Genomic DNA, 14184 nt, shown 5'->3' on the forward strand with positions numbered 1-14184 from the left:
GAGAGACGACAGCCATGGGCGACCTCCTGCTGGTCCGCCACGGCGAAACGGAGTGGAGCCTGTCCGGACAGCACACCAGCTGGACGGACAAGCCCCTCACCCAGCACGGCGAGGAACAGGCCAAGTCCCTCGCCCCGCTCCTCGCCGGACGCCTGTACGCCCTCGTCCTCACCAGCCCGCTCGGCCGCGCGGTCCGCACCGCCGACCTCGCGGGCCTGAGCGGGGCCAGGCCGGAGGCGGATCTTCACGAGTGGCACTACGGCGCCTACGAAGGCGTCACCACACGCGAGATCCACCGCACCCGCCCCGACTGGGACCTGTGGACCCAGGGCGTCCCGCAGGGTCTTCAGGGCGGGCCCGGCGAGTCCCCGGAGGCCGTCGGCGAGCGGGCCGACCGCGTCCTGGCCCGTGTGGCGCCCGCGCTCGCGCAGGGCGACGTGGTCCTCGTGGCCCACGCCCACGTCCTGCGCGTGCTCACGGCCCGCCGCCTGGGCCTCGCCCCGGCGGACGGCCGGCTGTTCCAGCTGGCGACCGGGACGGTGAGCCGCCTTTCGACGGAGCACGGGCGACCGGTGATCGCGGAGTGGAACGTGCGGGCACCCGGACACGAGTGAACCGGGTGAACGCGGGGTCTTGACAAGGGGATTGGTCCATACCAACTTGGTGGTCGCGCCTCGCGCGCCGCTGGTGTCCGGTCCAATCCCCTTGCCCCCACCGGGAGTTCATGTGTTCTCCAGACGCAAGAGACGCTCCGCAAGGCCCCGCCTTCTCGCCCTCATCGGATCCGCCGCACTCGCCGTGGCCGGCGCGGTCGCCCTCCCCGCCACCGCACAGGCGGCGAACGTGCTGTCCAACGCGGGCTTCGAAAGCGGCAGCACGAGCCCGTGGACCTGCTCCGGCGGGCTCGGCTCGGTCGTGTCCAGCCCGGTCCACGGCGGCACCAAAGCCCTCTCGGGGGCGGCCAGTTCCAGCGACAACGCGAAGTGCAGCCAGACCGTCTCCGTCCAGCCGAACACCGCGTACACCCTCTCGGGCTGGGTGCGCGGCAACTACGTCTACCTCGGCGTGGACGGCGGGGCCTCGACCTGGACGCAGTCCCCGACCGCGTACAGCCAGTTGACGGTGCAGTTCACGACCGGCGCCTCCCAGACCAGCGCCACCATCTACACCCAGGGCTGGTACGCGCAAGGCACCTACTACGCCGACGACATCAGCCTCGACGGACCCGGTGGCGGAGGCGGCGACACCCAGGCGCCCACCGCCCCCACGGCCCTGAAGTCCACCGGCAAGACCTCGACGAGCGTCTCCCTGTCCTGGACCGGGGCGAGCGACAACGTCGGCGTCACCGGCTACGACATCTACAGCGGCGGCAGCAACAAGCTCCTGACGGTCTCCGGTACGAGCGCCACCGTCAGCGGCCTCTCGCCGAGCACCGCGTACGCCTTCACGGTCAAGGCCCATGACGCGGCCGGCAACGCCTCAGCCGCCTCCAACTCGGTCTCCGTGACCACGGATCAGGGCTCCGGCGGCGGCACCGGCTTCAAGCAGGCGGCCCCGTACTTCTACACCGGCTGGGGTGACCCGCCCAGCCCGGCCACGGTGATGAACGCGACCGGCGTCAAGTGGTTCACGATGGCGTTCGTCCTCTCCTCCGGCGGCTGCAACCCCGCCTGGGACGGCCAGCGCGCCCTCACCGGCGGCCAGGACCAGACCGCGATCAACGCCATCCGCTCCGCGGGCGGCGACATCGTCCCGTCCATCGGCGGCTGGAGCGGCAACAAGCTCGGCCCCAACTGCTCGACACCCGAAGCCCTCGCGGGCGCCTACCAGAAGGTCATCGACGCCTACGGGCTCAAGGCCATCGACGTCGACATCGAGAACTCCGACGAGTTCGAGAACGAGGCCGTCCAGGACCGCATCCTGGGCGCCCTGAAGATCGTCAAGGCCAACAACCCGGGCCTGCGCACGATCCTCACCTTCGGCACCTCGACCACCGGACCGACGTACTACGGCAACCGCCTCATCGAGCAGTCCAAGGCCCTGAACGCGGACATCGACGTCTTCACGATCATGCCGTTCGACTTCGGCGGCGGCTCCGACATGTACGGCAGCACCGTGAACGCCGCCGAGGGCCTCAAGACCAAGCTCAAGTCGGTCTTCGGCTGGGACGACACGACGGCGTACGCCCACATCGGCATCTCCGGCATGAACGGCCTCAGCGACCAGCAGGAGACCACGACGCCGGCGATCTGGACCCAGGTCAAGGACTGGGCCAACAGCCACCACATCGCCCGCCTCGCCTTCTGGTCGGTCAACCGTGACCGGCCGTGCGCGGGCGGGGGAGTGGCGGAGAACTGCTCCGGCATCAGCCAGGACAACTGGCAGTTCACGAAGATCACAGCCGGGTTCACCGGCTGAGCACCCGCGCACCGGCCAGGCCCCCGGGATCCCCGGGGGCCTTGTCGTTGCCGAACGCCCGGGAGCCTCGGAAGATCCTCGACTTCGTTGTGACCGCGAGGGCTTACGCGGGAGACGCATCGCGCGTACAGTCCCGGGCAACCTCGTTTAGTTACGTAACTTTACTGGCGCCTCCCTCCCGCGTGAGGAGCTCCATGTGAACGTGCCCCCCTCCACGCCCGTCGTTCTCGCCCTGGATTTCGGCGGCACCAAGACGGCCCTGACCGTCGCAGACCAGCACGGCACCCGGTTGCACGACCTCACCGTCGAGACCGCGGCGGAGCACGGCGCACGGGCCGGCCTCAAAAGGGCCGTGGGCGCCGCCCGGACACTTCTCGACGGCCGTGAACCCGTCGCCGTCGGGGTGTCCACCATCGGCATCCCCGGCGCCGAAGGCGTCGCCCTCGCCCCGAACATCCCGGGCTGGGAAGAGCTGGCCCTCGGCCGTGAACTCGCCCTGGAATTCCCCGAGTCGCAGCTCCGCCTGGCCACCGACGTGAAGGCCGCGGCGCGCTACGAGCACGATGCCGGGGCGTTGAAGGGCTGCGACCCGGGCCTGTACGTCAACCTCGGCACCGGGCTCGCCGTCGCCATCGTGGCCGGCGGCACGGTCGTGGCCGGACGGCACGGCGCGTCCGGCGAGATCGGTTACAACCTGCGCACGGTCGCCGACGTCGGACGGGGCTCCGGCGACCGGATCCCGCTGGAGGACGTCGTCAGCGGCAAGGCCCTCAGCCAGGCCGCGCAGGCGAACGGCTCCACCGAACTCGCCGAGCACATCGGTGAGTTCATCGACGAGCTGGCCTTCCACCTCGTCAACCTCGCCATCGCCGTGGATCCCCGGCGGATCGTCGTCGGCGGCGGGATGGTCCGCTCCTGGGGTGCTCTGCACGCACCGCTGCGCACCGCCCTGGACGCGGCCGTGCCCTACCCGCCGCAGCTCGTACCCGCAGCGCACCCGTACGACGCGCCCCTGCTCGGGGCACTCGCGCTGGCCGTCGAGGCCGCGCGCACCGGAACCTGACGCACCCGGCCCACGAAGGGACTGGCAGGACATGAGGCCCACGCGCATCCTCGCCGCAGCGGTCATCGGCGCGCTCGCCGTGACGGCGACGGCCTGTTCGGAGACCAAGCACAAAGGCGGCTCCGACAGCAACGACGCCACACAGAGCAGCGGCCCGAAGAAGAAGGGCGGTACGGTCACCATCGCCAACACGGCGGGGCAGACCTGGACCTGCAACTTCAACCCGTTCAACCCGGCCGTCTACAACACCTCCATCGGCTTCGTCTACGAACCCCTGATCCACGTCAACACCCTCAAGAACCAGGCCGAGACACCGATGCTCGCCAAGAGCTACAAGTGGAACGCCGACAAGACGCAGATCGACTTCACGATCCGCTCCGGAGTGAAGTGGAACGACGGCAAGCCGTTCACCGCCAAGGACGTCGCCTTCACCTTCGACCTCATGAAGCGCGTCAAGTCCACCGACCTGTACGCCCTGTGGACCACGGCCGGACTCCGGTCGGCGACCGCCTCTGGCGACCAGGTCACCCTGAAGTTCGAGAAGGCCGCGCAGCCCTACTTCTACGCCTTCGCCCACCAGGTCGCCATCGTGCCGGAGCACGTCTTCGGCACCGGCGCGGCCGCCGCCCACCCCGACACCTGGGTCGACAAGAAGCCCGTCGGCACCGGCCCGTTCGAGGTCGACCCCTGCTCGCCGAACAACATCCAGTACACCGCCAACCCCGACTACTGGCAGCAGGGCAAGCCGTACATCCAGAAGGTCGAGTACCCGGCCTACCTCGACAACGGCCCCGCCAACCTCGACCTCGCCAACGGCAAGGCGCAGTGGGGCAGCCAGTTCATCCCGGGCATCAAGCAGTTCTACCTCGACAAGTCGCCCGACAACCACACGTGGTCACCGCCCGTCCAGAACGTCAGCATCCACCCGAACCTGGACCCGTCCCACAAGATGACCAGCAACCTCAAGGTCCGGCAGGCGATCTCGTACGCCATCGACCGCGACAAGGTCTCGAAGATCGGGGTCGGCGGGCAGGAGCCGGCCGCCAACCAGTCGGGCATCGTCACGCCGACGTTCGACAAGTACTACGACAAGGCGGCCGTCGAGAAGGCGGGCTTCGACAAGCCGGACCCCGCCCGCGCCAAGAAGCTGATGGCCGGGCTCGGCTACTCCCCGTCCAAGCCGCTCAAGCTGAAGATCATCACGATCACCGGCTACACCGACTGGGACGCCTCCCTCAACGTCATCAAGCAGAACCTGAAGGCCGTCGGCATCGACCTCACCGTCCAGGACCTCGCCCAGCAGACCATGGTGGGCAAGCTCTACACCGGCGACTACGACCTGGCCTACTACAGCCAGCAGACCAGCGGCCCCACCCCGTACTACGAGCTGCGCCAGATGCTGCACTCCGCGAACACCGCGCCGCTCGGCAAGAACGCCGCCAGCAACTGGGAGCGCTACAGGAACCCGAAGGTCGACCAGCTCCTCAACGACTACGCCTCCGCGAGCGAGAACGAGCAGGTCGACATCGTCAAGCAGGTCGCCCAGTACATGATCGACGACGTGCCGGTGATCCCGGTCGTCGAGTCGGTCGACTGGTTCCAGTACAACACCAAGGACATCGGCGGCTGGCCCACCGAGGACAACCCCTACGCCCAGCCCGCGGCCTACAACTTCCCCGACACGGGCCAGGTGCTCACCCACCTGTACTCCAAGTCGGCCCAGTAGGCGGTGACCTGTGCGCTTCATACTGCGCCGCCTGGGGTTCTTTCTCCTCACGCTCTGGGCGGCCCTCACCCTGAACTTCTTCATCCCGCGCTTCATGCCGGGCGACCCGGTCGACGCGCTCGTCGTGCGCACCCGCGGCCGGGTCTCCCGCGACGCGCTCGAACAGATGCTGACGTCGTTCGGCTTCAAGCCCGACCAGAACGTGGCGGTCCAGTACGTCGACTACCTGGGCCACATGTTCACCGGGAACTGGGGCCGCTCCATCGGCCAGACGCTGGGCGAGCCGGTCACCAAGCTGATCGGCGGCGCCCTGCCCTGGACCCTGGGCCTCGTCGGCATCACCACGGTCCTTGCGTTCGTGTTCGGCACGCTCATCGGCACGGTCTCCGGATGGCGGCGTGGCGGCGCCCTCGACGCGATCCTCCCCCCGATCTTCGTGATCACTTCGGCGCTGCCGTACTTCTGGGTGGGCCTGCTGCTGATCCTGGTCTTCTCGCAGGGCACCGGCGGCTGGCTCCCCGCCAACTTCAACTACGACACCACGATCGTGCCCGGCTTCTCCCCGGGCTTCGTGGGCAGCGTCCTGTCCCACGCGGTCCTGCCCGCGGCGACGCTGCTCATCACGACGATCGGCGGCTGGATCCTCACCATGCGCAACAACATGATCACCACGCTGGCCGAGGACTACGTCAGGATGGCCCGTGCCAAGGGCCTCGGCTCCCGCCGCATCATGTACGGCTACGCGGCCCGCAACGCGATCCTGCCCAACCTGGCCGGCTTCGCCATGTCCCTCGGCTTCGTCATCTCCGGGGCGATCCTCATCGAGTACGTCTTCAACTACCCCGGCATCGGCTACCTCCTCTACAACGCCGTCCAGAACGTCGACTACCCGCTGATGCAGGCGCTGTTCATGCTGTTCACGGTCGCGGTCCTGGTGGCGCTGCTCGCGGTGGACATCGCGACCGTGTGGCTGGATCCGCGAGCCAGGGCGAAGGGGTGAGCGCCCGATGACCACCACCGCCATCACCGCGCCGCCCCCGGAGAAGGCCCCCGCCCGCACCCGGGCGGGCGGCGGCCTCTGGCGGGCCGTCCGGGGCAACCGGAAAGCCATGGCGGGCGCGGTGATCCTGCTCGTGTTCACCGTCGTCGCCGCGTTCCCGGGCCTGTTCACCTCCGTCGACCACCCCGACGAGGCGAACTTCGCCCCCCGCCTGGCCCCGTCCACCGCCCATCTCCTCGGCACCACGGCGCTCGGCCAGGACATCTACTCCCAACTCGTATACGGAACAAGGGAGTCGCTCGTCATCGCGGTCGTCGCCGGCGCCCTCGCCACCGTCCTGTCCGTGATCGTCGGCGTCTCCGCCGCGTACCTCGGCGGCCTCGCCGACGACCTGCTGTCCCTGCTGACGAACGTCGTCCTCGTCATCCCGGCGTTCCCGCTGGTGATCATCCTCGCCAAGTACGCCGGCAAGGGCTCGCTCACCGTCATCCTCGCCGTCCTCGTCCTCACCGGCTGGTCCTACGGCGCCAACCAGCTGCGCGCCCAGGCCCTGTCGTTGCGCAACCGGGACTTCCTGGAATCGGCCCGGGTGCGCGGCGAGCGGCGCTCGTACATCATCGTCTGCGAGGTCCTGCCGACGATGACGTCACTGATCGTCGCCAACTTCCTCGGGGCCGCGCTCTATTCGGTGCTGAGCGCGGCCGGCCTGCAGTTCCTCGGCCTCGGCGACCCGAACTCGCAGAGCTGGGGCACGATGCTCTACTGGGCCCAGAACCAGCAGGCCCTGCAGACCGGCACCCCGCTGTGGTCCATCGCCCCCGGACTGTGCGTCGCCCTGCTCGGCGTCGCGTTCGCCCTCGTCAACTACGCCTTCGACGAGATCGGCAACCCGGCCCTGCGTCCCGTACGAAGGAGGCGCAAAGGTGCCTGAACCCCTGCTGAGCGTCACCGACCTGACCGTCGTCCACGACACCGCCCGCGGCCCGGTCACGGCCGTCGACCACGTCGAACTCACGGTGGAACAGGGACAGTTCACCGCCGTCGTCGGTGAATCCGGCTGCGGCAAGTCCACCCTGATGTTCGCCGTCGCGCAGCTGCTCAGCCCGCCCGCCCGCATCGCCGGCGGCACCGTCCGCTTCCGCGGCGAGAACCTCGTCACCCTCGGCGAACGCGAACTCAACGCCCTGCGCTGGCGCGACTACTCCGTCGTCCTGCAGTCCGCCATGAACGCCCTGAACCCGGTGGCCACCCTCGCCGCCCAGTACAAGGACGCCATGGCCGCCCACGGGACGTACACGAAGGAGGAGATCCGCGACCGCTCCGGCGAGGTCCTCGACCTCGTCGGCATCGACCCGGTCCATCTGCACAGCTACCCGCACCAGCTCTCCGGCGGCATGCGCCAACGCGCCATGATCGCCATGGCGCTGCTGCTCACCCCGGACCTGGTCATCATGGACGAGCCGACCTCCGCGCTCGACGTCGTCGCCCAGCGCTCCCTCATGGTCCAGATCAAGGAACTCCAGCAGCTCCTGGGCTTCGCCGTCGTGTTCGTCACCCACGACATGTCCCTGGTCAGCCACTTCTCCGACCAGCTCCTCGTCATGTACGCGGGCCAGGTCGTCGAACAGGGCCCCACCCGCACCGTCTTCGACCATCCCTCCCACCCCTACAGCCGCGGCCTCCTCGAAGCGTTTCCCTCGATCCGCGGCCCCCGCGTCCCGCTGCACGGCATCCCCGGCAGCCCGCCCGACCTGGCCGCACCCCCGGCCGGCTGCCGCTTCACCCCGCGCTGCCCCCTCGTCCACGAGCGGTGCCACGTCAGCGAGCCCGCCCTGTACGAAGTGGGCGCGGCCCGTTCCCGCTGCCTGCTGCATCTCACGGAGGCCGCCTCATGAGCCCTCTCCTCGAAACGATCGGACTCACCCGCCACTTCAAGGTCGGCACCGGGCTCACCCGCAGCGTCCTGCACGCCGTCGACGACGTCGACCTCGCCATCGGCGAACGAGAGATCGTCGCCCTCGTCGGCGAGAGCGGCAGCGGCAAGTCCACGCTCGCCCGCCTCGTCGCCCAGGTCCACAAGCCCACCCGCGGCGAGATCCGGTACCAGGGAAAGCCGTTGACCGCCCACCGCGGCCGCAGGGCCAGGCTCGCCTACCGCGGCGACGTCCCCATGGTCTTCCAGGACCCCTTCGCCTCCCTCAACCCCGCCTACCGTGTCTCCCACGGCATCCTGCGCGGCCTCAAGCTGCACCGCCCCGAACTGAGCGGCGCCGAGCGCCAGGCGGAGGCCGAGCGGGTCGTCGAGGCGGTCGGCCTCACCCCCGCCGCCGAGGTCCTGTCCCGCTTTCCGTACGAACTCTCCGGCGGCCAGCGCCAGCGCATCGGCTTCGCCCAGGCCCTCGCCCACCGCCCCAAACTGATCCTCGCCGACGAACCCGTCTCCATGCTCGACGTCTCCATCCGCATCGGCCTGCTCAACGTCATGGCCGACCTGCGCGAGTCCGAGGGCGTCTCCATCCTCTACATCACCCACGACATCGCCGGCGCCCGCTATCTCTCCGACCGGATCGCCGTCATGTACGGCGGCCACGTCGTCGAGACCGGCCCCACCGAGGACGTCCTGGCCCACCCCCGCCACCCCTACACCGAGCTGCTCCTGTCCGCCGTCCCCGATCCGCGCGCCCCGCTCGACGTCGACGCGGCCGCCGCCAAGACCGACCCGCCCGTCGTCATCGACCCCACCCCCAGCTGCCGCTTCCGCACCCGCTGCCCGCTCGCCGTCGACCAGTGCCACCACGTCACCCCGCGTCTGCAGCCCGTCGTCGAGGGCCACACGGCGGCCTGCCACGTCACCGCCCCGCCCGAGGGCGCCCGGTGACCACACCCCCCTGGAACCGCCTGCGCCTGCGCAGCAACAACGAGTGGCTGCTCCTCGAACGCCTACGCCTCGAAGGCCCCGCCTCCCGCGCCCAACTAGCCCGCGACAGCGGCCTGTCCAAACCCACCGTCTCCAGCGCCCTCGCCGCCCTGGAACGCGCGGGACTGGTCCGCGAGGCCGGCACCCACGCCCAGAGCAGGGGACGCGTCGCCGTCCTCTACGAACCCGACCCACGTGCCGGACACGTCCTCGGCATCGACATCGGCCGCGCCCGGCTGCGCACGGCGGTGGCCGACCTGACGGGCACGGTCGTCTCCCGTACGGAGGTACGCAACCGCGGCCGCAGCGCGGGAGCGGTCGCCGACGCGGCCGTCACCTGCGCCGAACAGGCCATCGCGGAAGCCGGGTTGGGCCAGGCCGACATCGTGCACACCGCCGTCGCCACCCCCGGCGTCCTCGACCGCCACACCGGCCGGGTCCGCTACGCCGTCAACCTGCCCGGCTGGGGGCGCCCCGGCCTCATCGAGCGCATGCGCGACCGGCTCGGCACCCCGCTCTCCGTCCACAACGACGCCAACCTCGCCGCGCTCGGTGAGTACACCTTCGGCGCCGGCGCGGGCAGCCATCTGTTCGTGTACGTCCTCATCGGCACCGGCCTCGGCATGGGCGTCGTCGCCGACGGCGAACTCTTCCTCGGCGCGCACGGCGCCGCGGGCGAGATCGGCTTCCTGCCACTGGACGGCGTACCCGCGTCGGGCGCGGCCCCCCGGCGCGGCATGCTGGAGGACGCGGTGTCCGCCGACGCCGTCGTCCGGGCCGCCCGCGCCCTGGGCATGACCGGGCCGCTCACCGCCAAGCGTGTCTTCGACGCCGCCCGCACCGGCGACAGTGCCGCCCTGGCCGCCGTACGCCAGGAGGGCGAGCGCCTCGCCCTGGCCGTCGCCTCCGTGACCGCCGTCCTCGACCCCGATCTGGTGGTCCTCGGCGGGGGCGTGGGCCGCGGCGCGGATCTCCTGCTCGCCACGGTCGGTGAGACCCTGCACCGCCTCACCCCGCTGCGTCCCCGCGTCGAGCCCAGCAGGACGGGAGCGGACGCGGTCCTGTTCGGAGCGATCACCACGGCCCTGCGCGCCGCCCGTCCGCTGCTCTTCGAGCGTCTGACAGGGAGGGGGTCGGAGAGAGGCCCGGCACAGGGGCTGGAAATGCAAAAAACCCCAGATTGACTGGGGTTCCTGCTGGTGTCCGAGGGGGGACTTGAACCCCCACGCCCGATAAAGGGCACTAGCACCTCAAGCTAGCGCGTCTGCCATTCCGCCACCCGGACAAGGTGTCTGTCTTCGCGGGGTGTTCCCCGCGGCGACAGAGAGAACATTACCAGGCCCGAAGGGGTGCCCGATCCCGCCACCCCTTCGCTGTGAACGGCGGATGACGACCCCCGCCCGCCCTTGGGCCGCGGCGTCCGGAGAGAGAGGATGAGGGGGACCACCAGCAACGACAGTGGGAGGAACAGGCGTGAGCGAGTCGAGCACGGGCAGGACGGTCTCGGGCGAGGACGAGGTCGTCGACCTCTGTCGTGAGCTGATCCAGATCGACACCAGCAACTACGGCGACCACTCGGGCCCCGGCGAGCGCAAGGCCGCCGAGTACGTGGCGGAGAAGCTCGCCGAGGTGGGGCTCGAGCCCAAGATCTTCGAGTCGCACCCGGGCCGGGCCTCCACGGTCGCCCGCATCCAGGGCGAGGACCCCTCGCGGCCCGCGCTCCTGATCCACGGCCACACCGACGTCGTCCCGGCCAACGCGGCGGACTGGACCCACCACCCGTTCTCCGGCGAGATCGCCGACGGGTGCGTCTGGGGCCGCGGCGCCGTCGACATGAAGGACATGGACGCGATGACCCTCGCGGTCGTCCGCGACCGGCTGCGCAGCGGTCGCAAGCCCCCGCGCGACATCGTCCTGGCCTTCCTCGCCGACGAGGAGGCGGGGGGCACGTACGGCGCGCGGCACCTCGTCGACAAGCACCCGGACCTCTTCGAGGGGTGCACGGAGGCGATCAGCGAGGTCGGCGGTTTCTCCTTCACCGTCAACGAGAAGCTGCGGCTCTATCTCGTGGAGACGGCCCAGAAGGGCATGCACTGGATGAAGCTGACCGTGGACGGCACCGCCGGCCACGGTTCGATGATCCACAAGGACAACGCGATCACCGAGCTGTCCGAGGCCGTCGGGCGCCTGGGGCGGCACAAGTTCCCGGTGCGGGTCACCAAGACGCTGCGGCACTTCCTCGACGAGCTCGGCGACGCGCTCGGCACCGAGCTCGACCCGGAGAACATGGACGAGACGCTCGCCAAGCTCGGCGGCATCGCCAAGCTGATCGGCGCCTCGCTGCAGAACACCGCCAACCCGACCCAGCTGGGCGCCGGCTACAAGGTGAACGTGATTCCCGGGCAGGCCACCGCGCACGTCGACGGCCGCTATCTGCCGGGCTACGAGGAGGAGTTCCTCGCCGACCTGGACCGCATCCTCGGCCCGAACGTGAAGCGCGAGGACGTGCACGCGGACAAGGCCCTGGAGACCACCTTCGACGGTGCGCTCGTCGACGCCATGCAGACGGCGCTCCAGGCCGAGGACCCGATCGCCCGCGCGGTGCCGTACATGCTCTCCGCCGGTACGGACGCCAAGTCCTTCGACGACCTCGGCATCCGCGGGTTCGGCTTCGCCCCCCTGAAGCTGCCGCCGGAGCTGGACTTCGCGGGCATGTTCCACGGCGTCGACGAGCGGGTTCCGGTCGACGGGCTCAAGTTCGGTGTGCGCGTGCTCGACCGGTTCATCGACGCGTCCTGACCCGGCGGGACCGCGCTGCCGGTATTCGACCGCGCGTACGTACGGACTGGAAAGAGTGAAAGGAAACATAGGCTCGTAGCCTCATCAGCCCCTCCTCGTTACAGGGAGTGCAGTCCGCGGCTGGGACTGCATTGCCAACAAGGAGGAATAATGATCAAGAAGGTCGTCGCTGCTGCGGCTGCCACGGGTGGTCTCGTGCTCGCTGGTGCGGGCATCGCCGCTGCCGACGCCGGGGCCCAGGGTGCCGCCGTGAAGTCTCCCGGTGTGATCTCGGGCAACGTCATCCAGGTTCCGGTCCACGTCCCGGTGAACGCCTGTGGCAACACGGTGTCCGTGATCGGGCTGCTGAACCCCACCTTCGGCAACGCCTGCGTCAACAAGTGACGCTGTTGTGCATCGCCCCTTGAGGGCCTGAGTCCGTCGGCCCCGGAGTGCGCGCCATGCGCTCCGGGGCCGATTGGCCATTCCGCGCACGCGTATGGATGCCCGTGCGCATTCCGCAAGGCATAAGGCAGGTTAAAAGCTATGCGACAGGTCACGCGCAAAGGCCTGATCACCGTGGCGGCCGCGACCGGCGTACTCGCCGTGTCCGGTGGCTACGCACACGCAGACTCCGGTGCCGAGGGGGGCTCGTCGGGATCGCCCGGCGTCCTCTCCGGCAACACGATCCAGCTCCCCGTGGACATCCCGGTCAACGCGTGCGGCAACACAGTGAACGTCGTCGGGTTGCTCAACCCCGCGTCGGGCAACGACTGTGCCAACACGTCGAAGCCGCGAGGCGGCCACCACGGTGGGAGCCATCACCACGGCGGCGCCTCGGCCGAGGGGGGTTCGAGCCATTCGCCCGGTGTCGGCTCCGGCAACCATGTGCAGGTCCCGGTCCACGTGCCGGTCAACGCCTGCGGCAACAGCGTCTCGGTCATCGGGCTTCTCAACCCCGCGGGCGGCAGTGACTGCGAGAACTCGTCGGGAGGCCACGAGCCGACGACCCCGACGACCCCGCCGACCAAGCCGCCGACGAAGACCGTGCCGGTCACGCCCCACCACCCGGTCACGCCGTCGACGCCGAGCCACCCCGTCACCCCGAACCACCCGGGGACGCAGACCGTCACCCAGCCCAAGGGTTCGGAGCAGCTTGCCGAGACCGGCAGCTCGACGCCGCTGGGTACGGTCCTGCCGGCCGGCGCGGGCGCCCTGCTCGCGGGCGCGCTCCTCTACCGGCGGGCGCGGGCAGGCGTGTGACCGCCGTGTGACACGGCGTGACTGAGAAGGTGCGGAACGGAGCGGGCCCAGTAGCGACGGGGCCCGCTCCGCTCACTCACCACGTGGCGCGCAGCTGGCGGATGATCCGCCGACGCAACCGCACTCTGCGGCTGCCGTCACGCAGCAGGCTCAGGCGGTCCAACTCCCAGTGTCCGTACTCGGCGTGGTCGGTCAGCAGGCGTGTGGCGTCCTTGCGGGAGACCCCGCGAGGGACGTACACGTCGACAAATTCGTATTCCGGCATCGCATCTATTGTGCGGGCACGGGCCGTGTACGGATAGCGTCTGCTCTATGTCTGATGCTGCGCAGCCCACCGCTGCCGAGGTACGCGCCGCCGCCGAGGCGGTCAAGGCTGCGCTCGACCGCCACCTGGCGGCTGTCGAGCGCAGGTCGGGTGAGGACGATCCGGCCGTCTACGAAGCGTTCAACGAACTGGCCGCGGCGGCCGAGGAGTACGACGAGCTCCTCTACGACCGCTACGACGAGGTCACCCCCTTCGAGATTCCCGGTACGGAGGACTCGCTGCCCCCGTACACCGGCCCCGAGGAACCGAACGCCCTGAGCGTGCTCATCCGCCGCGACTACGCCGTGGTGGAGCCGCAGCGACTGCTCGCACAGGCCCAGCGGGTCGCCGACGTGGAGGCCGACTCGGACCTCGGCGACGGCGCCGCGGCGGCCGTCGGGACCATCGGGAGCAGCGTGCACGCCGCACTCGGGGTTCTCTTCGGAGAGTTCGAACCCGACGAAATCGCTTCCCGGCACAAGGAGTTCGGCCTGGAGGAGGGCGACTCCACGCTGTGGGTGACGGCCTCGGACGAACCGGCGGAGCCGGGGCAGTGGCTGGACGCGCCGTTCGACCAGGCCGATCCGCAGCGGGTCGTCTGCCGCTTCGACGTCAGCTCCGTCTTCGACGACGAGCTGGACGGCGACCTCGCGGACGACGGGCCCGACGCGGCCGCGGGCGCCGCGGAGGACGAGCTGGAACCGACCTGACACGG

The 14184-nt window shown here is 70.0% G+C and carries 14 protein-coding genes and 1 tRNA gene; 13 read left to right on the forward strand and 2 right to left on the reverse strand.

What is annotated here, in order from left to right; all coding sequences use genetic code 11:
* Positions 1-14 precede the first annotated feature (14 nt).
* The 9 genes from OHO83_RS34550 (at position 15) to OHO83_RS34590 (ending at position 10308) form a co-directional block, all read left to right on the forward strand.
* A complete protein-coding gene (locus OHO83_RS34550) occupies positions 15-614 on the forward strand; it encodes a histidine phosphatase family protein (RefSeq protein WP_330280241.1) in 600 nt (199 codons plus the stop codon).
* Between the two features lie 112 nt (positions 615-726).
* Positions 727-2418 (forward strand): carbohydrate binding domain-containing protein, encoded by a 1692-nt coding sequence (locus OHO83_RS34555; protein ID WP_266668728.1) that lies wholly within the window; start codon positions 727-729, stop codon positions 2416-2418.
* Positions 2419-2614: 196 nt separating this feature from the next.
* Entirely contained in the window at positions 2615-3481 is an 867-nt protein-coding gene (locus OHO83_RS34560; protein WP_266668726.1) for an ROK family protein, read from the forward strand.
* Between the two features lie 31 nt (positions 3482-3512).
* Positions 3513-5207, forward strand: a complete 1695-nt coding sequence (locus tag OHO83_RS34565) for an ABC transporter substrate-binding protein (protein WP_329435915.1) — start codon at positions 3513-3515, stop codon at positions 5205-5207.
* Positions 5208-5217: 10 nt separating this feature from the next.
* Positions 5218-6207 carry an ABC transporter permease gene (locus OHO83_RS34570; protein ID WP_266668722.1) on the forward strand — a complete coding sequence of 330 codons (990 nt, stop codon included), beginning with the start codon at positions 5218-5220 and terminating at the stop codon, positions 6205-6207.
* 7 nt (positions 6208-6214) lie between these two features.
* Entirely contained in the window at positions 6215-7138 is a 924-nt protein-coding gene (locus OHO83_RS34575) for an ABC transporter permease (RefSeq protein WP_266668720.1), read from the forward strand.
* The gene (locus OHO83_RS34580; protein WP_266668718.1) at positions 7131-8102 is read left to right on the forward strand and encodes an ABC transporter ATP-binding protein; all 972 of its coding nucleotides are present in this window, start codon (positions 7131-7133) and stop codon (positions 8100-8102) included. Before OHO83_RS34575 ends, OHO83_RS34580 begins: the two co-directional genes overlap by 8 nt.
* Complete coding sequence (locus OHO83_RS34585; protein WP_330280242.1) at positions 8099-9085, forward strand: ABC transporter ATP-binding protein; 987 nt, start codon at positions 8099-8101, stop codon at positions 9083-9085. The genes OHO83_RS34580 and OHO83_RS34585 overlap by 4 nt, the downstream gene beginning before the upstream one ends.
* Positions 9082-10308 carry an ROK family transcriptional regulator gene (locus tag OHO83_RS34590; protein ID WP_330280243.1) on the forward strand — a complete coding sequence of 409 codons (1227 nt, stop codon included), beginning with the start codon at positions 9082-9084 and terminating at the stop codon, positions 10306-10308. Before OHO83_RS34585 ends, OHO83_RS34590 begins: the two co-directional genes overlap by 4 nt.
* Positions 10309-10321: 13 nt before the next feature.
* Here the strand turns inward: OHO83_RS34590 and OHO83_RS34595 are convergent.
* A tRNA-Leu gene (locus OHO83_RS34595) sits at positions 10322-10409 on the reverse strand.
* Between the two features lie 188 nt (positions 10410-10597).
* Between OHO83_RS34595 and OHO83_RS34600 the strand changes: the two genes are divergently transcribed.
* The 3 genes from OHO83_RS34600 to OHO83_RS34610 all read left to right on the forward strand — a co-directional run bounded on the left by OHO83_RS34600 (position 10598) and on the right by OHO83_RS34610 (position 13165).
* Positions 10598-11923 carry a M20/M25/M40 family metallo-hydrolase gene (locus OHO83_RS34600; protein WP_165914451.1) on the forward strand — a complete coding sequence of 442 codons (1326 nt, stop codon included), beginning with the start codon at positions 10598-10600 and terminating at the stop codon, positions 11921-11923.
* Between the two features lie 150 nt (positions 11924-12073).
* The gene (locus OHO83_RS34605; RefSeq protein ID WP_329435924.1) at positions 12074-12307 is read left to right on the forward strand and encodes a chaplin; all 234 of its coding nucleotides are present in this window, start codon (positions 12074-12076) and stop codon (positions 12305-12307) included.
* 141 nt (positions 12308-12448) lie between these two features.
* On the forward strand, positions 12449-13165 hold the full coding sequence (locus OHO83_RS34610) for a chaplin (protein WP_323186857.1): 717 nt from the start codon (positions 12449-12451) through the stop codon (positions 13163-13165).
* A 76-nt stretch (positions 13166-13241) separates the two neighbouring features.
* Here OHO83_RS34610 and OHO83_RS34615 read toward each other — a convergent pair whose 3' ends face one another.
* Complete coding sequence (locus OHO83_RS34615) at positions 13242-13430, reverse strand: DUF5703 family protein (RefSeq protein ID WP_067429589.1); 189 nt, start codon at positions 13428-13430, stop codon at positions 13242-13244.
* A gap of 47 nt (positions 13431-13477) precedes the next feature.
* Between OHO83_RS34615 and OHO83_RS34620 the strand changes: the two genes are divergently transcribed.
* The gene (locus OHO83_RS34620; protein ID WP_330280244.1) at positions 13478-14179 is read left to right on the forward strand and encodes a hypothetical protein; all 702 of its coding nucleotides are present in this window, start codon (positions 13478-13480) and stop codon (positions 14177-14179) included.
* The last annotated feature ends 5 nt before the right edge of the window (positions 14180-14184 follow it).

Source organism: Streptomyces sp. NBC_00569 (assembly GCF_036345255.1).
Classification (GTDB): Bacteria; Actinomycetota; Actinomycetes; order Streptomycetales; family Streptomycetaceae; genus Streptomyces.

Bases quoted from the DNA above. Each gene is read 5' to 3' on its own strand.
- OHO83_RS34550 (WP_330280241.1), top strand. From the start codon at position 15: ATGGGCGACCTCCTGCTGGTCCGCCACGGCGAAACGGAGTGGAGCCTG.
- OHO83_RS34565 (WP_329435915.1), top strand. From the start codon at position 3,513: ATGAGGCCCACGCGCATCCTCGCCGCAGCGGTCATCGGCGCGCTCGCC.
- OHO83_RS34575 (WP_266668720.1), top strand. From the start codon at position 6,215: ATGACCACCACCGCCATCACCGCGCCGCCCCCGGAGAAGGCCCCCGCC.
- OHO83_RS34585 (WP_330280242.1), top strand. From the start codon at position 8,099: ATGAGCCCTCTCCTCGAAACGATCGGACTCACCCGCCACTTCAAGGTC.
- OHO83_RS34605 (WP_329435924.1), top strand. From the start codon at position 12,074: ATGATCAAGAAGGTCGTCGCTGCTGCGGCTGCCACGGGTGGTCTCGTG.
- OHO83_RS34610 (WP_323186857.1), top strand. From the start codon at position 12,449: ATGCGACAGGTCACGCGCAAAGGCCTGATCACCGTGGCGGCCGCGACC.
- OHO83_RS34615 (WP_067429589.1), bottom strand. From the start codon at position 13,430: ATGCCGGAATACGAATTTGTCGACGTGTACGTCCCTCGCGGGGTCTCC.
- OHO83_RS34620 (WP_330280244.1), top strand. From the start codon at position 13,478: ATGTCTGATGCTGCGCAGCCCACCGCTGCCGAGGTACGCGCCGCCGCC.